This window comes from Streptomyces sp. NPDC088252, assembly GCF_044740965.1.
GTDB lineage: Bacteria > Actinomycetota > Actinomycetes > Streptomycetales > Streptomycetaceae > Streptomyces.
Genome location: NZ_JBIURS010000014.1, coordinates 1 through 19,593, shown reverse-complemented (window position 1 = coordinate 19,593; position 19,593 = coordinate 1). Strand labels below are relative to the sequence as shown.

General features: G+C 70.5%; 16 protein-coding genes. 8 read left to right on the top strand and 8 right to left on the bottom strand.

The genetic code is table 11. From position 1 onward, the window contains the following. Positions 1-82 precede the first annotated feature (82 nt). Entirely contained in the window at positions 83-1,003 is a 921-nt protein-coding gene (locus tag ACIOHC_RS26465) for a hypothetical protein (protein ID WP_401844226.1), read from the top strand. Between the two features lie 18 nt (positions 1,004-1,021). Here ACIOHC_RS26465 and ACIOHC_RS26460 read toward each other — a convergent pair whose 3' ends face one another. After that, positions 1,022-1,450: a Rieske (2Fe-2S) protein gene (locus tag ACIOHC_RS26460; RefSeq protein WP_351085074.1), complete on the bottom strand. Its 429-nt coding sequence runs from the start codon at positions 1,448-1,450 to the stop codon at positions 1,022-1,024. 300 nt (positions 1,451-1,750) lie between these two features. Then, positions 1,751-4,810: an excinuclease ABC subunit UvrA gene (gene uvrA / locus ACIOHC_RS26455; RefSeq protein ID WP_351085076.1), complete on the bottom strand. Its 3,060-nt coding sequence runs from the start codon at positions 4,808-4,810 to the stop codon at positions 1,751-1,753. A gap of 175 nt (positions 4,811-4,985) precedes the next feature. Here uvrA and ACIOHC_RS26450 point away from each other — a divergent pair, with 175 nt between their 5' ends. Beyond that, complete coding sequence (locus ACIOHC_RS26450) at positions 4,986-5,675, top strand: maleylpyruvate isomerase family mycothiol-dependent enzyme (protein ID WP_351085079.1); 690 nt, start codon at positions 4,986-4,988, stop codon at positions 5,673-5,675. A 10-nt stretch (positions 5,676-5,685) separates the two neighbouring features. Further along, on the top strand, positions 5,686-6,342 hold the full coding sequence (locus tag ACIOHC_RS26445) for an MBL fold metallo-hydrolase (protein WP_351085081.1): 657 nt from the start codon (positions 5,686-5,688) through the stop codon (positions 6,340-6,342). Between the two features lie 158 nt (positions 6,343-6,500). Here the strand turns inward: ACIOHC_RS26445 and ACIOHC_RS26440 are convergent, their stop codons facing one another. The 5 genes from ACIOHC_RS26440 to ACIOHC_RS26420 form a co-directional block, all read right to left on the bottom strand. After that, positions 6,501-7,505: a TerC family protein gene (locus ACIOHC_RS26440; protein WP_401844223.1), complete on the bottom strand. Its 1,005-nt coding sequence runs from the start codon at positions 7,503-7,505 to the stop codon at positions 6,501-6,503. 256 nt (positions 7,506-7,761) lie between these two features. Next, positions 7,762-9,714, bottom strand: coding sequence for a TerD family protein (locus ACIOHC_RS26435; protein WP_365692236.1), 1,953 nt, complete (start codon positions 9,712-9,714; stop codon positions 7,762-7,764). 128 nt (positions 9,715-9,842) lie between these two features. Continuing rightward, positions 9,843-10,421, bottom strand: a complete 579-nt coding sequence (locus tag ACIOHC_RS26430; protein WP_351081610.1) for a TerD family protein — start codon at positions 10,419-10,421, stop codon at positions 9,843-9,845. 131 nt (positions 10,422-10,552) lie between these two features. Beyond that, entirely contained in the window at positions 10,553-12,688 is a 2,136-nt protein-coding gene (gene uvrB, locus ACIOHC_RS26425; RefSeq protein WP_351081608.1) for an excinuclease ABC subunit UvrB, read from the bottom strand. A gap of 62 nt (positions 12,689-12,750) precedes the next feature. After that, positions 12,751-13,638 (bottom strand): MHYT domain-containing protein, encoded by an 888-nt coding sequence (locus tag ACIOHC_RS26420; RefSeq protein ID WP_351081606.1) that lies wholly within the window; start codon positions 13,636-13,638, stop codon positions 12,751-12,753. A gap of 214 nt (positions 13,639-13,852) precedes the next feature. Here ACIOHC_RS26420 and ACIOHC_RS26415 point away from each other — a divergent pair, with 214 nt between their 5' ends. From ACIOHC_RS26415 to ACIOHC_RS26405, 3 genes are all read left to right on the top strand, one after another. Further along, positions 13,853-14,797, top strand: coding sequence for a glycerophosphodiester phosphodiesterase family protein (locus ACIOHC_RS26415; protein WP_351081604.1), 945 nt, complete (start codon positions 13,853-13,855; stop codon positions 14,795-14,797). 60 nt (positions 14,798-14,857) lie between these two features. Next, positions 14,858-15,400, top strand: a complete 543-nt coding sequence (locus tag ACIOHC_RS26410; RefSeq protein WP_351081602.1) for a methylated-DNA--[protein]-cysteine S-methyltransferase — start codon at positions 14,858-14,860, stop codon at positions 15,398-15,400. A 302-nt stretch (positions 15,401-15,702) separates the two neighbouring features. Then, entirely contained in the window at positions 15,703-17,064 is a 1,362-nt protein-coding gene (locus ACIOHC_RS26405; RefSeq protein ID WP_389637218.1) for an MFS transporter, read from the top strand. Between the two features lie 4 nt (positions 17,065-17,068). On the opposite strand, the gene ACIOHC_RS26400 is transcribed toward ACIOHC_RS26405, so the two are convergent. Then, positions 17,069-17,431: a cupin domain-containing protein gene (locus ACIOHC_RS26400; RefSeq protein ID WP_259929375.1), complete on the bottom strand. Its 363-nt coding sequence runs from the start codon at positions 17,429-17,431 to the stop codon at positions 17,069-17,071. A gap of 132 nt (positions 17,432-17,563) precedes the next feature. On the opposite strand from ACIOHC_RS26400, the gene ACIOHC_RS26395 reads away from it, so the two are divergent. Then, positions 17,564-18,577: a pseudouridine-5'-phosphate glycosidase gene (locus ACIOHC_RS26395; RefSeq protein WP_351081600.1), complete on the top strand. Its 1,014-nt coding sequence runs from the start codon at positions 17,564-17,566 to the stop codon at positions 18,575-18,577. Next, positions 18,574-19,470, top strand: a complete 897-nt coding sequence (locus ACIOHC_RS26390; protein WP_351081598.1) for a PfkB family carbohydrate kinase — start codon at positions 18,574-18,576, stop codon at positions 19,468-19,470. Before ACIOHC_RS26395 ends, ACIOHC_RS26390 begins: the two co-directional genes overlap by 4 nt. The last annotated feature ends 123 nt before the right edge of the window (positions 19,471-19,593 follow it).

Below are 19,593 nucleotides of genomic sequence, written 5' to 3'. Positions count from 1 at the left end.
TCCGCCCCGGCCACCTGCGGCACCGCCCCGCACCGACGTGGTCTCCCGACCCCGCGTCGTGAACGTTCACCTGGAGGACCTCATGCAGCACACCGAGGCCGAACTGGCGCAGGTGCTGCACACCGGCCCGTTCCATCTGGCGCTGCGCACCGCACTCGCGGTGCGCGGGCTGCCGCTCCAGCGGGTGCAGCACCATCTCGCACACCGTGGGGTCAAGGTCGGGGTGACCAGCCTGAGTTACTGGCAGCAGGGGGCCAGGCGTCCGCAGCGCGCCGAGTCGCTGCGGGCCGTGAAGGCGCTGGAGGAGGTGCTGGAACTACCGGGGAACTCGCTGCTGCGGCTGCTGGGGAGCGGGCGCGTGGACGCCGATCAGCCGGCCGCGCGTTCGTACCGTTCCCTGATGGAGGCGTCCGGGGCGGTGGAGCGGCTGCTCGCCGCGATGGGGTCGCCGGTGGACGGTGGGCTGCACACGGTCGGGCATCACGAGCGGGTATGGATCGGGCCCGGCCGGGAGCTGCGACGGCGGGGGTCGCAGCATGTGGTGCGCGCGCACCGGGACGGCATCGACCGCTATCTCGCCGTCCACCGGGGCGATCCGGGCTGCGATCCGGCGCGGGTGGGGGTGTCGGCCCGGGAGAACTGCCGGACGGGGCGGGTCCGCTGGGACCGGGAGACGGGGGTGCTCGTCGCGGAGCTGCTCTTCGACACCCGGCTGAGGGCGGGTGACACGTACCTCTTCGGCTACGGCTTCGACGACGCGACGGGAGGACCGTGCGGCGAGTACGTCCGCGGCTTCAGCTTCGGCGGCGGACAGTACGTGCTGCAGGTCGGATTCGACGAGGCCGCGCTGCCGGTGCGGTGCCGGAGCTTCGCCCAGGTCTCGGCGGGCGCACCGCGCGGTGCCCGTACGGATCTCATGCTCGCCGGCCGGCACCGGACCGTTCACCTGGTGGAGCAGGGGATACGGCCCGGCCTGGTCGGCATCGACTGGGACTGGGAGTGAATCCGTTCGCGGCGGAGATCAGGCCTCGGGGCCCGCGATGAGCTTCCCGCCCTCCAGCCGGACCGGCACCGCGGGCAGCGGCACGGTCGCCGGGCCGTGCAGCGCCTTGCCGGTGGTCGTGTCGAAGTGGCTGCCGTGGCAGGGGCACTCCCCCACGTTGTCCTCGATCTTGTTCAGCAGGCAGCCCGCGTGGGTGCACTGGGCGCTGAACGCCTTGTACTGCCCCTTGGCCGGGCAGCTGACGATGACCCGCTGGTCCCGGTAGAGCTTGGATCCGCCGACCGGAACCTCTTCCGGCGCGCCGAGTTCGACGGGCGCGGTCGGCGTCGGCGTCACGGCGTGGCCGAGCTTCGACTCGGTCGAGCAGGCGGCGGCTCCCAGCCCGGCGGCGCCGGCGAGCGCGGCACCCTTCAGCACGGTACGGCGGGCGGCGGGCTGGCCGGGCATGCGGGTCTCCACTGGTCAGAGGTGCAGGGTGCAGAGAGTCACCGCGGGCGTCGAGGCACCGCGAATACCGGAGGTACCGCGGGTATCAGAGCCATCGGTGACAGAACCGACGATACCGGCGAGGACCAGAGTCCCGCCGGCCGGGCCACCCCGGACGGGTCGTCCCTGGTCAGGAGGGTGCACACGCCCCGGATCAAAGTGCGTGGGGCGCTCGGCCGCAACAACGAGCGCCGGCGGGGCACCCCCGTGCCGACGAAAGCGGCGGCCCCGGAATCCGGGGCCGCCGCCCGTACGCGGGCCTCAGGCCTTGCGCGTGCGCGTCGCCTTCTTCGCAGCGGGCTTCTTCGCCGCTGCCGTCTTGGCGGTCCCGGCCGTGGCGGACTTGGCGGCCTGGCCCGCGCTCGTCCTGGCCGTGGCCGTCTTCCTGGCCGGGGCCGACTTCGCGGCGACGGCCTTCTTCGCCACCACGTTCCGCACCGGCTTGCGCGCCGCGGGCACCGCTGCTTCGCTCACCCGGTCCGGGTCCAGGATGCCCTGGAGGAACTTGCCGGTGTGGCTGGCCGGAACCCCGGCGACCTGCTCCGGTGTCCCCTCGGCGACGACCAGACCGCCGCCGTTGCCTCCTTCGGGGCCCATGTCGATGACCCAGTCCGCGGTCTTGATCACATCGAGGTTGTGCTCGATGACGATCACCGAGTTCCCCTTGTCGACCAGCCCGGAGAGCACCTTGATGAGCTTGCTGATGTCCTCGAAGTGCAGACCCGTGGTCGGCTCGTCCAGTACGTAGACCGTGCGGCCGGTGGAGCGCTTCTGCAGCTCGCTCGCGAGCTTCACACGCTGGGCCTCACCGCCGGAGAGCGTCGGCGCGGACTGGCCGAGCCTGACGTATCCGAGGCCGACCTCGTGGAGCGTACGGAGGTGGCGGGCGATCGTCGGGACGGCCTCGAAGAACTCCAAGCCCTCCTCGATCGGCATGTCCAGCACCTCGGCGATGGACTTGCCCTTGTAGTGGACCTCCAGGGTCTCGCGGTTGTAGCGCGCCCCGTGGCAGACCTCGCACGGGACGTACACATCCGGCAGGAAGTTCATCTCGATCTTGATCGTGCCGTCGCCGGAGCAGTTCTCGCAGCGGCCGCCCTTGACGTTGAAGGAGAAGCGGCCCGGCAGGTAGCCGCGCACCTTCGCCTCCATCGTCTCCGCGAACAGCTTGCGGACGTGGTCGAAGACACCGGTGTACGTGGCCGGGTTGGACCGGGGCGTACGGCCGATGGGCGACTGGTCGACGTGGACCACCTTGTCGACCTGGTCGTCCCCGTCGACCCGGGTGTGCCGCCCGGGGACCGACTTCGCGCCGTTCAGCTCGCGGGCCAGGTGGGTGTAGAGGATGTCGTTGACCAGCGTCGACTTTCCCGAACCCGAGACACCCGTGACGGCCGTGAGCACACCGAGCGGGAAGGAGACGTCGATGTCCTGGAGGTTGTTCTCGCGGGCACCGTGCACCGTGAGCCTGCGCGCCGGGTCGACGGGGCGCCGGATGTCGGGCATCCCGATCGACTTCTTGCCGTTCAGGTACTGGCCGGTGATCGAATCGTCATTGCCCAGCAGTTCCTTGAGCGATCCGGAGTGGACCACCTTCCCGCCGTGCTCACCGGCGCCGGGGCCGATGTCGACGACCCAGTCGGCGACCTTGATGGTGTCCTCGTCGTGCTCGACGACGATGAGCGTGTTGCCCATGTCACGGAGCCGGACCAGGGTCTCGATCAGCCGGTGGTTGTCCCGCTGGTGCAGGCCGATGGACGGTTCGTCCAGCACGTACAGCACACCGACCAGGCCGGAGCCGATCTGGGTGGCCAGCCGGATGCGCTGGGCCTCGCCGCCGGACAGGGTGCCTGCCGCGCGGTTCAGCGAGAGGTAGTCGAGGCCGACGTCGACCAGGAACCTCAGCCGTTCGTTGACCTCCTTCAGCACCCGCTCGGCGATCTTCTTGTCGCGGGCGTTCAGCTTCATCCGGCCGAGGAATTCGGCGCACTCGCTGATCGACATCGCGGAGACCTCGGCGATGGACTTCTCCATCACCGTCACCGCGAGGACGATGGGCTTGAGCCTGGTGCCCTCACAGGTCGGGCAGGGCACCTCACGCATATAGCCCTCGAAGCGCTCCCGGCTGGAGTCGCTCTCGGCCTCGGAGTGCCGCCGCTTGACGAACTGGACCGCGCCCTCGAAGGCGGGGGTGGTGTAGGCGCGCTCGCGCCCGTAGCGGTTGCGGTAGCGGACCTCGGTCTGGATCTTGTGGCCGAAGAGCAGGGCCTTCTTGGCACGCTGCGGCAGCCCGGCCCATGGGATGTCCGTACGGAATCCGAGCGCCTCGGCGAGCGCCCCGATCAGCCGGCCGAAGTACTCCTTGGTGTGGCCGTGCGACCAGGGGTGGATCGCGCCCTCGTCGAGCGACCTCTCCTCGTCGGGGACGATCAGCTCCGGGTCGACCTCCATCCGCGTGCCGATACCCGTGCAGTCGGGGCAGGCGCCGAAGGGTGAGTTGAAGGAGAAGGAGCGCGGCTCCAGCTCCTCGAAGGAGAGGTCGTCGTACGGGCAGTAGAGGTGCTCGGAATACATCCGCTCACGCTCGGGGTCGTCCTCGGGGAGGTCGACGAAGTCGAGCACGACCATGCCGCCGGAGAGCCCGAGCGCGGTCTCGACCGAGTCGGTCAGCCGGCGCTTGGCACTGTCCTTCACCGTGAGACGGTCGATGACCACCTCGATGGTGTGCTTCTCCTGCTTCTTCAGCTTGGGCGGCTCGGAGAGGTGGACGGTCTCGCCGTCGACCCGGGCCCGGCTGTAGCCCTTGGTCTGCAGATCGGCGAAGAGATCGACGAACTCGCCCTTGCGTTCGCGGACCAGGGGCGAGAGCACCTGGAAACGGCTGCCCTCGGGCAGACCGAGCACCTTGTCGACGATGGCCTGCGGCGACTGGCGCGAGATGGGCCGCCCGCACTCGGGGCAGTGCGGCTTGCCGATCCGGGCGAAGAGCAGCCGGAGGTAGTCGTAGACCTCGGTGATGGTGCCGACCGTCGAGCGCGGGTTGCGCGAAGTCGACTTCTGGTCGATGGAGACGGCGGGCGAGAGGCCCTCGATGAAGTCGACGTCCGGCTTGTCCATCTGGCCGAGGAACTGGCGGGCGTACGAGGAGAGGGACTCCACGTAGCGCCGCTGGCCCTCGGCGAAAATCGTGTCGAACGCGAGAGACGACTTGCCCGACCCGGAAAGCCCGGTGAAGACGATGAGGGAGTCGCGGGGAAGGTCGAGCGAGACGTTCTTGAGGTTGTGCTCGCGAGCGCCACGGACGATGAGACGGTCGGCCACGCCGGTCCGCACCTTTCTAGAGAGAAATGGGGGAACTGAGCCCCTGTCCCAGGGTATGGGGGGCGCCACAGCGATGTACGAAGCTTTCGACTCCGAGCGTATAGCACGCACATTCGATTTACGGACGCCCATGGACTCCTTCACCCGAATGAGTGGCGAGGCTAGGCTCAGCCTCATGATTGATCACGCGCACGACCTGGAAGCCCTACGTGAAGCGACTGATCGACTGCTCAGCGCCACAGGGAAATTGGACGACGCCTCGCTTGCCGGGCCCTCGCGTCTGCCGGGCTGGAGCCGGGGCCATGTCGTTGCGCACCTCTCTCGTAACGCCGACGCGCTCGTAAATGTTCTCCACGGCCGGCCCATGTACGCAGACAGCGAAACCCGCGACCGCGACATCGAGCGCGACGCGACCCGGCCGAGGGCCGGACAGCTGGCCGACCTGACCGAGAGTGCGGCCCGCTTCGCGGCCGCCGCTTCGGCCCCGGCCGACTGGTCCCGCACGGTCACACTGCGCAACGGCGTGACGGACTCGGCCTCCCGGGTCCCCTTCCGCCGCCGCGTCGAGGTCGAGCTGCACCATGTCGACCTGGGAATCGGTTACGAGCTGGAGGATCTTTCCGACGAGTTCGTCGCCCGGGAGATCGACTTCCTCGCGGAACGGTTCGGCGGTCACCCCGATGTCGTGTCCACGGCCGTGGCCGACGACGAGGGCCGGGTGTGGACGACGGGCGGCGGAGCGGAGGGCGGTCCCGTCTCGGTCCGCGGTACGGCCCCCGAGCTGCTCGGCTGGCTCTGCGGGCGTCGCGACGGGTCGGCGCTGACCGTCGAAGGCGGCCCCCTCCCCGCACCGCCCCCGCTATAGGCTGAGACGCATGACGTACAGCGGAGCGGTCAAGGTCGGCGGTCGTGCGGATGTACACGAGTTGACGGATCTGATGATCTCGAAGGTCGCCGTCGGCCCGATGGACAACAACGCCTATCTGCTGCGCTGCCGGGCCACCGGCGAGCAGCTCCTGATCGACGCGGCCAACGAGGCCGGGACCCTGCTGCGGCTGATCGGTGACGACGGCATCGCCTCCGTCGTCACCACCCACCGGCACGGCGACCACTGGCAGGCGCTCGGCGAGGTGGTGGCCGCCACCGGCGCGCGTACGTACGCCGGGCGCCACGACGCGGAGGGCATCCCGGTCCCGACCGATGTCCTGGTCGACGACGACGACACGATCCAGGTGGGCCGGGTCCGTCTGACCGCCCGTCACCTCGTCGGCCACACCCCGGGCTCCATCGCGCTGGTCTACGACGACCCGCACGGCGCTCCGCACCTGTTCACCGGGGACTGCCTCTTCCCGGGCGGGGTCGGCAACACCCACCAGGACCCCGAAGCCTTCGCGAACCTGCTCCACGACGTGGAGACCAAGCTCTTCGACCAGTTGCCCGACGAGACCTGGGTCTATCCGGGCCACGGTCACGACACCACGCTCGGCGACGAGCGTCCGCAGCTGCCGCAGTGGCGCGCCCGCGGCTGGTGACGGCAGCCGTACCGCGGCCGACGGGCCCGCGCGGGAGTTGAGCGCCGCCGATGGACCACCGCTCCCGGACCGGGGGCTCTCCACCCGTACGAGCACCGGCCGGGGCGGGCGACCACGCGTCGCCCGCCCCGGCCGGTGCCGGTTCCCCTCCGCCCCGATCAGGCGTCGATGCTGGAACCCCGGTCCGCGGGCCCGTCCGCTTCCGTGGCCGCCTCGGCCCGCTCCCGCTTCTTGTTGGCGACGAGGCTGGTGATCGTGGTGATCACCAGCACGCCGCAGATGACGCCGAGCGAGACCGGGATGGAGATCTCGGGAACGTGCACTCCGGACTCGTGCAGTGCGTGCAGCACCAGCTTCACGCCGATGAAGCCGAGGATGACCGAGAGGCCGTAGCTGAGGTGGACCAGCTTCTTCAGCAGACCGCCGATCAGGAAGTACAGCTGCCGCAGCCCCATCAGGGCGAAGGCGTTGGCGGTGAAGACGATGTACGGGTCCTGGGTCAGGCCGAAGATCGCGGGGATGGAGTCCAGGGCGAACAGCACGTCGGTCGTGCCGATGGCGAGCATGACGACCATCAGCGGCGTCAGGACGCGCTTGCCGTTGTTACGGATGAAGAGCTTGGTGCCGTGGTACCGGTCGGCGACGCCGAAGCGGCGCTCGATCGTCTTGAGAAGGCGGTTCTCCTCGAACTCCTCCTCGTCCTCGTCGGCCCGCGCCTCCTGGATGAGCTTCCAGGCGGTGTAGATCAGGAACGCGCCGAAGATGTAGAAGACCCACGAGAAGTTGGCGATGACGGCCGCGCCGGCGGCGATGAAGCCCGCTCGCAGCACCAGCGCGATCAGCACACCGACGAGCAGCACCCGTTGCTGGAGGTGGGAGGGGACCGAGAACTTCGCCATGATCAGGACGAAGACGAAGAGGTTGTCGACGCTGAGCGACTTCTCGGTGATGAAGCCGGCGAAGAACTCGCCCGAGGCCTGGCTCCCGCCGAACACCAGCAGACCGATTCCGAAGAGTGCGGCCAGCGCGATCCAGACGATCGTCCAGATTCCGGCTTCCTTGGTCGTCACGTCATGGGGCTTGCGCCCGATGAAGAAGTCGACGGCGATAAGGGCCGACAGACCGAGAATGGTCAGCACCCAAAGGGTCCATGAAACGTCCACTGCGCCTCCGGCAGTTCGCTACGGCTACTGATCAGCGTCGTCGCTGCCGGAGGTCTCTTCCACCCGGGCGCACGGGCTGCGCGCCACGGGCCGGCGCCCCGGGACCGGTCACAGTCCGTACTGACGGGCACGCCGCGTATGGGAGTACTCCCCTCCGCTCAAAGAACAGTACAGGGAACACCAAGGAAAGGTAAAGAGAAGGGTAAAGATCCCCCAAACGAGCAGGTCGGGGACGATGAGGTGCAGCAGTCACGCCTCACGGGCGCCGGGGACGCCGAGCCGCGGTCACCCTGGCGAGCACCTGTTCGAGGACCCGACTGCCGGGCGGCATCCTCAGCGGCTCGTACGTCCATGCGTGGCCCACCCAGGGATCGGCCAGGTGGTCGTCGGCGACCGGCGTGATCCGGAGCAGCGAGCGCCACAGGGGGTCGAGCACCGGCCCGTACGCACTGGCGTCCGCCCGGTCCGCGACCATCAGGAGATGGACGCCGACCGAGGGCCCCTCATCGGCCAGGTAGCGCAGCTGGGTGACGGACCGGTCGTCGAATCCGTGCGGGAAGTCGTTGACGATCAGCAGTTGCTGGCCCAGGTCCAGGTCCGGCGGCAGCGAATCGGCGGCGCCGGCCCGGATCGCCATCTGCACCAGGTCGACGCGCCGGGTGAGCTGGGCGAGGACCGGGGCCACTCCCCCGGCTCCGGTGGCGGGCGGTCCGGCGAGGGCCCCCGATCCGACCAGGGGCGCGAGGGCTCCGGCCGCCGAACCCGCGGGGTCGATGACGTGGACGGAGAACTCGTCGGCCGGGTACACGGCCAGCAGCCGGGCCGCGTGCGCGACCGCGTTCTCCATGGCCAGGTGGCGCAGTCGGGCGCTGTCCATGAGGGACGCGGCCTCGGACGCCGTACGGCTGCTGTCGATCCAGAGCCCGCGCTCCAGGGGGAGCCGGACCAGCAGCGGGATGCGCAGCCCGGTGTTCTCGGGCAGATGGAGGTCGCCGATGCGCAGCGCCATGGGGATCTCCATCGGGACGCGGTAGGCATGCCAGACGGGGTTGTCCCAACCCGCGAACGCGGCGGGCAGGGCGGGTTCGACCACGGCGGACTCGGCCGCGAGCTGGGCGAGGTCCCGGTCGAGGACCTCGCGGGCCCGGGCCGTCAGCTCGTCGCGCTTGGCGCGGGCCTGCTCGCGGGCCCGGTCGCCGGCGCCGCCGATCCGGTTGCGCGGATCGGACAGGGTCCGGTCGAGCTCCTGGTCCATGCGGGACTCGGCGAAGTCCACGGCGCTGCGGTACGCGGCGGTGGTGCGGGCCAGGTCTTCGAACATGCCCCAGATCTGGTTGTAGAGGCGCTCCTCCATGGACCAGCCGGTCGCGTCTCCGGCGACGGGTCGGGCGGGGCGGCCCGGCTCGGCGGGCGGCGCGGTGGGCGGGGGCGGCGGGGGCGCGGAGGTCTGGCGGCGCGGGTGCGTGTAGTCGATGGGGCCGCCCGTAGCGGCCGTGGGCGTCGGGGTGGTGGGCTCGGTGAGCGGCTGGGAGGGCTGCGCGGCCGTCGTCGGTGCGACGGGAGGCCTGCGGCCGTCCGAGGGCGGTACGGAGCCCGTGCCGTGGCCGACCCTGTCTGCGCCCGGGGTGCGCGGCGGGGGCGGAGCGACCGAGCGGGCCATCCCCCGGGCGACCGCGTCCTCGATCGAGCGGGCCAGCTCGGCCGCCTGGGCCAGGCCCTGATCGGCGAGCATGGCGGCGAGGCCGCCCGCGTAGCCCTGACCGACGGCGCGGACCTTCCAGGCGCCCTGGCGGCGATAGAGCTCCAGTGCGGTGACCGCGGACTCGGTGTCCAGGCCGGTGAGGGTGAAGGTGGCGATCTCGGTGCCGTCGAGGCCGGTGACGGCGACGAACGGCGCGGAGACCGCGCCGAACCGGGCCGGGCCGCCGACGCCCGTGGGCAGGGCCAGCAGCACGGTGACCCGGTGCACAGAAGCGGACAGGGCATCGAGGTCCACGGCGAGCCGGTGGTCCGCTGCGGCCTGCCTGGACACTTCGAGCCCGGGCAACTGGGGCGACCCCGGGTGCGCGATCGACTCGGTGCCGTGCACGGTGCCGTTCTCGTCGCCGAGCGTGGCACCGGCCACGACGGGCGTGCCGGCCGATACCCGGATCTCCAGACGGGTCTGGGGCAAGGTGTGGTTCTGCCCTCGGACCAGCTCGGCCGTCATTGCTCTGTCCCCTCGATGAGTCGCCGCCGCGCGGTGCGGTGAGGCGTGGTGCCATGTGATGCAGCTCCCGGCGGCCGATGCCTCCGGGAGCTGCGCGTACCGATGTCGACCGGTCGGTCCGGCCGTGCCTACAGATGCGGCAGGATCGCCGGCATCAGGTCCTGGAAGGTGCGGCCGTTGGCCGGGTTGCCGAGCGCGGTCATCTGCCAGCCGTTCCCCGAGCGGTGCACCTTCGCCATGATCTGGGCGGTGTACTGCCCGCCGCCGTCCAGCGTGTAGCGGGCGAGCTCCTGGCCGTTGGTCTCGTCGACGATGCGGCAGAAGGCGTTCTGCACCTCCTGGAACGTCTGGCCGGTGAAGGAGTTCACCGTGAAGACGATCTGGTCGATGTGGACCGGCACCCGCTGCAGGTCGACGAGGATCGCCTCGTCGTCCCCGCCCGAACCGGCGCCGCCGACCAGGTTGTCACCGGTGTGCTTGACCGAGCCGTCGTCACTGACCAGGTGACGGAAGAAGACCACGTCGACCGGCTGCTTGTCGGCGAACAGCACCGCCGACGCATCGAGGTCGATCTCCCGCGTACGCGAACCGAACAGACCACGGCGTGGCGCCGCCTGCCAGCCGAGCCCCATCCGTACCGCGGTCAGGGTCCCCCCGTCGTTCTTCTGCAGGCTGATGGCCTGGCCCTTGGTCATGTTGACCGTCACGCGCTGTCCCCTCTCCGCTTGCCCCGCGCCCGTCCGTGCGCGGTTTTCCAGCACCCTACGCAGTCGCGCCGGAAACACGGCCGCTCGGGGCGTTTTTGTGTCGGTCCTGCAACACACAGGACGTGGCAGGGTCAGGCGAGACCCGCCTCCCGCATCTGCCGCAGCTCCTTCTTCAACTCACCGACCTCGTCGCGCAGTCGGGCCGCCACCTCGAACTGCAGGTCCGCGGCGGCCGCCCGCATCCGGTCGGTCATCTCCTCGATGATCCCGGCGAGTTCGGTGGCGGGACGGTCGGTGACCACGGCGCCCGCAGCCCCGGCCTTCCTGGTTGTGGCCTTCTTGGTTCCGGCCGCCTTCGCGCCCAGCGTGGGTACGGGGGCCTTGGCACCCTTCCCCTGGCGGTAGCCGGTGCCGAGCAGTTGCTCGGTGTCGACCTCCTCGCGGGCGATCGTCGCGACGATGTCGTTGATCTTCTTGCGCAGCGGCTGCGGGTCGAGACCGCGCTCGGTGTTGTAGGCGATCTGCTTCTCGCGACGGCGGTTGGTCTCGTCGATGGCCTGTGCCATCGCCGGGGTGATCTTGTCCGCGTACATATGGACCTGCCCCGACACGTTTCGGGCGGCGCGCCCGATGGTCTGGATCAGGGACGTCCCGGAGCGCAGGAAGCCCTGCTTGTCCGCGTCGAGGATGGCGACGAGCGACACCTCGGGCAGGTCCAGGCCCTCGCGCAGGAGGTTGATGCCGACCAGTACGTCGTACTCCCCGGAGCGCAGCTCCCGCAGCAGCTCGATGCGGCGCAGTGTGTCGACGTCGCTGTGCAGGTAGCGGACCTGGATGCCGAGCTCCAGGAAGTAGTCGGTGAGGTCCTCGGCCATCTTCTTGGTGAGAGTGGTGACCAGGACCCGCTCGTCCTTCTCCGCGCGCTTGCGGATCTCGTGCACCAGATCGTCGATCTGGCCCTCGGTGGGCTTGACCACGACCTCCGGGTCGACGAGACCGGTGGGACGGATGATCTGCTCCACGAAGCCGTCGCCCCTGGACAGCTCGTACTTTCCCGGCGTGGCGGAGAGATAGACGGTCTGGCCGATCCGGCCGAGGAACTCCTCCCATTTCAGGGGGCGGTTGTCGAGCGCGGAGGGGAGCCGGAAGCCGTGGTCGACGAGGGTGCGCTTACGGGAGGCGTCGCCCTCGTACATCGCACCGATCTGCGGCACGGTGACGTGCGATTCGTCGAGGACGAGGAGGAAGTCCTCGGGGAAGTAGTCGAGGAGGGTGTTGGGGGCGGTGCCGGGCGAGCGGCCGTCGAAGTGCATCGAGTAGTTCTCGACACCGGAGCAGGTGCCGATCTGCCGGAGCATCTCGATGTCGTACGTGGTGCGCATCCGCAGCCGCTGGGCCTCCAGCATCTTTCCCTGCTTCTCCAGCTCGGCGAGTCGCTGTTCCAGCTCCCGCTCGATGCCGTTGACCGCCTTCTCCATGCGCTCGGGGCCCGCGACGTAGTGGCTGGCGGGGAAGACATGGAGGGACTGGTCCTCGCTGATGACCTCGCCGGTGAGCGGGTGGAGGGTGGAGAGCGCCTCGATCTCGTCACCGAACATCTCGATGCGGACGGCGAGCTCCTCGTAGACCGGGAAGATCTCGATGGTGTCGCCCCGCACCCGGAAGGTGCCGCGGGTGAACGCGAGGTCATTGCGGGTGTACTGGATCTCGACGAAGCGGCGCAGCAGCTGGTCGCGGTCGATCTCGTCACCGACCTTGAGCTGGACCATCCGGTCCACGTACTCCTGGGGCGTACCCAGGCCGTAGATGCAGGAGACGGAGGCGACCACGACGACATCGCGCCGGGTGAGCAGCGAATTCGTCGCGGAGTGACGCAGCCGCTCGACCTCCTCGTTGATCGAGGAGTCCTTCTCGATGTAGGTGTCCGACTGCGGGACGTACGCCTCGGGCTGGTAGTAGTCGTAGTACGAGACGAAGTACTCGACGGCGTTGTTGGGGAGCAGCTCGCGGAACTCGTTCGCCAGCTGGGCCGCGAGCGTCTTGTTCGGCGCCATGACGAGGGTGGGGCGCTGCAGCTTCTCGATCATCCAGGCGGTGGTCGCCGACTTGCCGGTGCCGGTCGCACCGAGCAGGACGACATCCTTCTCGTCCGCGCGGATGCGTCGCTCCAGCTCGGCGATGGCCGCGGGCTGGTCGCCGCTGGGCTGGTAGGGACTGACGACCTCGAAAGGCGCCACCGAACGTTCGATCTTCGAAACGGGCCGCATGCAACCACCGTACGACCCCCCACTGACAACCGGGCCGGGTCAGCCGTCGTGCCGGAGCGGGGTCATCGTTCCGACGGCGGCGCGGGATCGCGCGGCCGGGAATGGAACGACGCCGGATCGGCGTGTGTGCCGAACCGCGGGACGTGCCGCTGGGCCGGGATCCCGAGGGGGCGTCCGGCCCCGTTCACGGCTTCGGGCCCGTCCCGGTCCGGGGTGCCCATCACCATCAGGGGGTCGAACATCACGACCACCGCGGCCAGGAACAGGAAGCAGCCGGGGCCGATCAACAGGGGGACGAGGGAGGCGCCGTGCCCCTCGGCCGAAGCGGTACCGGCGAGGGCGCCCGGGTGCAGATGGACGCTGAGCGCGGCCATGGCCGTGTAGTGCATGCCGCTCACCGCGACGCCCATCACGACGGCGGCGCCGAGGCTGGACAGGAAGCCGTGGATGGAGACGGCCGCCCAGAGCGCGGTCGTGGCGGCCACCACGGCGATGACGACGGAGAGGGCCACGGTGACGGTGTCGTACTCGAACTGTCCTTCGAGGCGCATTCCAGCCATGCCCAGGTAGTGCATGGTGGCCACCCCCAGCCCGGTGATCGTGCCACCCGTCACCAGTGCCATGCGGGTGGCGCCCCGGTACCCGACGATGAAGATCCCGATGGCGACCATGCCGATCGCGACCGCGAGGCTGGCGAAGGTGATCGGCTTGTCGTAGCCGATGGTGACCCCTTCGACGGAGAAGCCCATCATCGCGATGAAGTGCATCGTCCATATGCCGGAGCCGATGGAGGTCGCGCCGAGGGCCAGCCAGCCGGCCCTGAAGGAGCGTCCGGTGCGCACCGAACGGGTAGTGCAGCGCAACCCGAGGGCCGCGCCGAGGCAGGCCATGAGGAAGGCCGCGACGGGCGTCACCGCTCCATAGCTGAAACCGTCGATCGTGCCCTGCATGCTCGTACGCCCTTCGCGGAAGCCCGGGTTCGGGGTGACCCTAAGGCGCGCGGCCCGGCAGACAAACAGATCAGCCGCATTTTATCGACAAGGAAATCGGCCCGTGACCCGGTTCCAACAGCGGCGTTCACGTTGTGGCCATCCTTCGCCTGTCCTTTGTTGGGCGGTGGCTGCCACTCTCGGCCCGTCCGTAACTCTGACGCGAGGAGTACACGTGTACGCACGCACCGCCACCGCCGCCGTCGCAGCCACCGCCCTCATGGGTGCCGGCGCGTTGCTGATGTCGACCGCCGACACGCAGACGACGGGCCGGGCCGCAGCCGGGCACACGGGCACGGTCACGGGTCTTCGGACCGTCAGCGCCCGGACCACGGACATGAAGGGGGCCGCCCCGGTCGTCGTCGCCCACCGGGGTGCCTCGGCCTACGCGCCGGAGAACACCCTGGCCGCCGTCGACAAGGCCGACGCCCTGGGCTTCGACTGGGTGGAGAACGACGTCCAGTTCACCAAGGACGGTGTGCTGGTGGTCGTACACGACACCGATCTGAAGCGGACCACCGATGTCGAGGAGGTCTTCCCGGACCGCGCGCCGTGGGCGGTCAAGGACTTCACGGCCGCCGAGATCGCCCGGCTGGACGCGGGCAGCTGGTTCGGTCCGCAGTTCGCCGGAACCCGGGTGCCCACCCTCAAGCAGTACCTGGACCGGATCGAGCGCAATCACCAGAAGCTGCTGCTGGAGATCAAGAGCCCGGAGCTCTACCCGGGCATCGAGAAGGAGACCCTGCGGGTACTGGGCCAGAAGGGGTGGCTCGACCGCGACCACGTCAGGAACAGGCTCGTCATCCAGAGTTTCGGCGCGGACAGTGTGCAGAAGGTGCACCAGCGGCGTCCGGACGTCACGACCGGTTTCCTCGGCACTCCCGCGGTGGCCGACCTGCCCTCGTACGCGGCGTTCACCGACCAGATCAACCCCTCGTACACATCGATCTCCGCCGACTATGTGAAGGCGGTGCACGCTCTGAAGGGCGCACACGGCAAGAAGCTCCGGGTCAACACCTGGACGGTCAACGACGCGGCGAACGCGACCAGGGTGGCGGGCTTCGGCGTCGACGGGATCATCACCAACACCCCTGACGTGGTGCGCGGGGCCACGGGCTGACAGCGCCACCGCCCCCGTCGCCACGACGGATTGTCAGTGGCGGGTCGTACGGTGGTCCCCATGAACAGCAACGGGGTCGTCGAGTGGGCCGTCGTCGAGAGCGACATCGGCCCGCTGCTGCTCGCCGCGACCGACGCGGGCCTGGTGAGTGTGGTGTTCCACGCCCGTCCCGAGGTGCGGAGGAGGGCGGTCGAGCAGCTGCGGACGCGACTCGGTGCGGAGCCGGAGGAGAGTCCGCGCTCCGCGCGGCTCGCCGAGCCGATACGCCAGCTCGCGGAGTACTTCGCGGGCGCGTCGCGGGAGTTCTCGCTCGACCTGGACTGGTCGCTGACGTCCGGCTTCAATCGCCAGGTGCTCCGCGAGCTGGCGGCGGGGGTGCCGTACGGGACGGTCGTCGGATACGGCGATCTCGCCGAGCGCGTGGGGCAGCCGGGGGCGGCACAGGCGGTCGGGGCGGCCATGGGGTCCAATCCCCTGCCTGTGGTGGTGCCGTGCCATCGCGTGGTGGAGAGCGACGGCGGACTCGGCGGGTTCGGCGGTGGTCGCGAAACCAAACGGAAGCTGCTGGCGCTGGAGGGCGTGCTTCCCCAGCCGCTCTTCTGACCCGGCCGCTCTTCTGACCCGGCCGCTCTTCTGACCCGGCCGCTTTCCGGCCCGGCCGCTTTCCGGCCCGGCCGCTGTACTGCTCCGGATCCCGGTGACCTGCCGCTGCCCGATCGGGATCCCGGCCACCCGTCACCGTCTCCGGGCTCCGGGCTCCGGGCTCCGGGCTCCGGGCTCCGGGCTCCGGGCTCCGGGCTCCGGGCTCCGGGCTCCGGGCTCCGGCGACTGTGTCGCTCCTGTCCTTTGTGCCGGGCGGCCCGGCCCCGGTTCCGTGCCCGTGTGCGGGCTGGCACACTGCGTCAGTGACCAACACCCCCGACGCACCTGACACCCCCGTTGGACCCGGCCTGGTCACGGCGGCCGAGCTGCCCCGGCTGCGGCGCAGAACGTCCGCGGTACTCATAGCCAGCCAGATACTCGGCGGCCTCGGCGTGCCCATCGGGATCGCCCTGGCCCCGGTCCTGGCCACGGAGGTGAGCGGCTCCGAGGCACTGTCCGGCCTGGCCCCGACCGCGTCGGTGGCGGGTACAGCACTGCTTTCACTGCCGCTCGCGGCGCTGATGACCTCGCGCGGCCGACGCCCCGGTCTCGTACTGGCGTATCTGATCGGTGCGCTCGGCGCGGGACTCGTGGTCCTGTCCACCCTCGTGGAGAGCTTCCCGCTGCTGCTGCTCGGCATGGCCGGGTTCGGTGCCGGGTCCTCGGCCAATCTGCAGGCCCGGTTCGCCGCCGCGGATCTGGTCGAGCCCGACCGGCGCGGCCGGGCGATCTCCACCGTCATCTGGGCCACGACGATCGGTTCGGTTCTGGGGCCGAACATAGCGGCGCCGGTGGGACAGGTCTTCCGCGGCACCGCGATATCCGAGAAGGCCGGTCCCTTCTTCTTCGCGGCCGGGATCTTCCTGCTGGCCGCCGTGGTGGTCGGGGTGCTGCTGAGGCCGGACCCACTGCTCACGGCACGGGCGTTGGCGCCGCAGAGCGACGAGTCCTCCTCGGGCCGTTCACTGCGGGCCGGCATCGCGGCGGTCCGGGCGTCCGCGACGGCGCGGCTCGCCCTGGTCACGGTGGCCGTCTCGCACACCGCGATGGTCTCGATCATGGTGATGACCCCGGTCGATCTGGGCCATCATGGCGCCGGTCTCCAGCTCATCGGCCTGGTCATCAGCGGCCACATCGCAGGTATGTACGCGTTCTCGCCGGTGATGGGCCGGCTGTCCGACCGCTTCGGCCGGCTCACGGTGATCGGTCTGGCGGTCGGACTGCTGTCCTGTGCCGCGCTTCTGGCCGGCACCGCAGGTCCGAGCCACGGCAGGACCGCGGCAGGCCTGTTCCTGCTCGGGCTCGGCTGGTCGGCCGGGCTGGTCGCCGGCTCGGCGCTGCTCACCGACTCCGTACCGCAGCCCGCCCGTGCCGCCGTGCAGGGTCTGTCGGACCTGACCATGAACACGGCGGCGGGCATCGGCGGCGCGATCGCCGGGGTGATCGTCGCCCGAGCGAGCTACGGCTGGCTGAACGCGATCGCAGCATGCCTGCTTCTTCCGATGGCGGCACTCGCACTGCGCCGGGTGTTCACACGATCGGCCGCACCGGCCGTGCCCGCCGCTCCCGACGCGGCCACCGCACCCGTCACACCGACAGCAGCGACTGCGCCCACCGAGCCCTGAGGCCTCAGAGGCTGATGTGATACGCCTTGCGCAGCGTCTCGTGCACGGTCCACGTCGTGCGGTCGCCCTCGCGCAGCACGCAGGCGTCGCCCGGCCCGATCTCCAGCGTCGCTCCGCCCTCGACCACCACGGTCGCACGCCCGCTCACGACCACGAACAGCTCGTTGGCCTCCGTGTCGGTGACGACGCCGGGCGTGATCTGCCAGATCCCGCGCACCTGCTTGCCGTCGGGCGACTCCCAGAGCACCTTGCCGGTCACCACGGGCTCGCCCGAGACGATCTGTGCCGGGTCGAGCGGTTCCGGTTCGAGTTCGGCGTCGGGAATGTGGACGGCAAACGAGGCGGGAGCTTGATCAAATGTGGTCATGGCCGGTCACCCTAGCGACCGCTTCGAGGTCGCTCGGCACCAGGACCGGGAAACCCTGCCGGACGGTGGGCTTTCCGGCCGGTGTCCCGGCCGCACGTTTGAGGTCGGCGCACCCGCGACAGGGATGTGGACATGTCATTCAATGCGTCGCACGGCGCGCAGTCCTCCTACGCCCCCGTCCTCTCCACCGAGGTCCGGGCCGCCCTCGCCACGCACCACCCCGTCGTGGCCCTGGAGTCGACGATCATCGCCCACGGCCTGCCGCGCCCCCGCAATCTGCGGGTCGCCGAGGAGCTCGAAGAGCTCGTACGGTCCGCGGGCGCGGTGCCCGCCACGATCGCCGTACTCGACGGCCGGGCCCACATCGGTCTGAGCAAGGACCAGTTGGAGCGGGTCGCCGCCGACCCGGCGATGCGGAAGCTGGGCCACCGGGACCTCGCACCGGCCCTGGCGACGGGAGCGAGCGGGGCGACGACCGTGTCCGCGACGGCGTTCCTGGCCGCGCACGCGGGCCTGCGCGTCTTCGCGACCGGCGGTCTCGGCGGTGTGCACCGGGAATGGACGCGGACCCAGGACGAGTCCGCGGACCTCCGGCTCCTCGCGCGGACCGGCATCACCGTCGTGTGTGCGGGGGTGAAGTCGATCCTGGATGTGCCCGCCACGCTGCAGCGCCTGGAAACGCTCGGCGTCGGGGTGCTCGGCTACGGCACCGACCGCTTCCCCGGCTTCTACCTGAACAGTTCGGGCGAACCGGTCGACTGGACGGTGCGGACGCCCGAGGAGGTCGCGGAGGTGATGCGTGCTCAGGACGCGCTCAAAGGCCCCGGCTCGGCGCTGATCGTCGCCAACCCCGTGTCCGTCCAGGACCAGTTGGATCCCGCACTCCATGACCGTGTGCTGGCCGAGGCGCTCGCCGCGTGCCGGGAACTCGGCATCGCGGGCCAGGCCGTCACGCCGTTCCTGCTGGACCGGTTGATGCGGGGCACCGGGGGCGCCTCGCTGGAGGCCAATCTGGCGGCCGTGCGCGGGAACGTATCGCTCGCCGCGCGGATCTCCGGGGCGTGGGCCGCCACCGCCCGGGACACGACGACGCACCCGGACGCGCGGGATTCCGCATCGCCCCGCCGCCCGGCGGCCGGCCGATGACCGACGGCGGCCTCCTCGTCGTCGGCGACGTGGTCACCGACGTGGTGGCCCGCCACGGAAGGACGCTGATCCACGGCACGGACACCGCGGCCCGGATTCGTACCCTCCCCGGCGGGGCGGGCGCCAATGTCGCCTGCTGGGCGGCACGTTCGGGCTGCCGCGACGTACGGCTGCTGGCCCGGGTCGGCGCCGACAGTGCGGCCTGGCACCGGGACGCACTGCGCAGGGCAGGGGTCCGTTGCCTGCTGGCCGTGGACGACGACGTACCGACCGCCACCGTCGTCGCCCTCGTCGATTCCGCCGCCGAGCGCACCTTCCTCACCGACAGCGGTGCCGTGCTCCGGCTCTCCCCCGACGACTGGTCGCCGTCGATGCTCGACGGCATCGCCCATCTCCATCTCTCCGGGTACCTGCTCTTCGCCGCGACGAGCCGGGCCACGGCCCTGCTCGCCCTGCGGGAGGCCCGGCGGCGGCGGATCACGGTGAGCGTCGACCCGGCTTCGGCCGGCTTCCTCGCCGATCTGGGCGCCGACCGGTTCCTGGCCTCGGTGGAGGGCGTGGATCTGCTGCTGCCCAACGCGGACGAGGCCCGGTTGCTGACCGGACTCCCCGAACCGGCGGAGGCCGCTGCCGAGCTGAGCCTTCAGGTGCCCCGGGTGGTCGTCACACTCGGCGCCCACGGCGCCCTGCTGGCCGCCGCGGGCGAGGTGACCCGGCGCATCCCGGCGGTTCGGATGCGGGGCGCCGTCGACTCGACGGGGGCGGGCGACGCGTTCACCGGCGGATTCCTCGCGGCCCGGCTGTCGGGGGCGGACGACGCCTCGGCCGTGGCGGCGGGCTGCCGGTCGGGGGCGGAGGCGGTCACCACCGTGGGGGGCCGCCCCGGTCCGTGACGTACCCGGCGCACCACGGCTCCCGGCTCCCCGTTATCTTTTTCGCGGTCCTGCAACGGGACCGCCGGCCTCCGGGCCCGGTATGACTGTGTCCCCCTGTCGAACGGATGGCCTGGGGGGTGG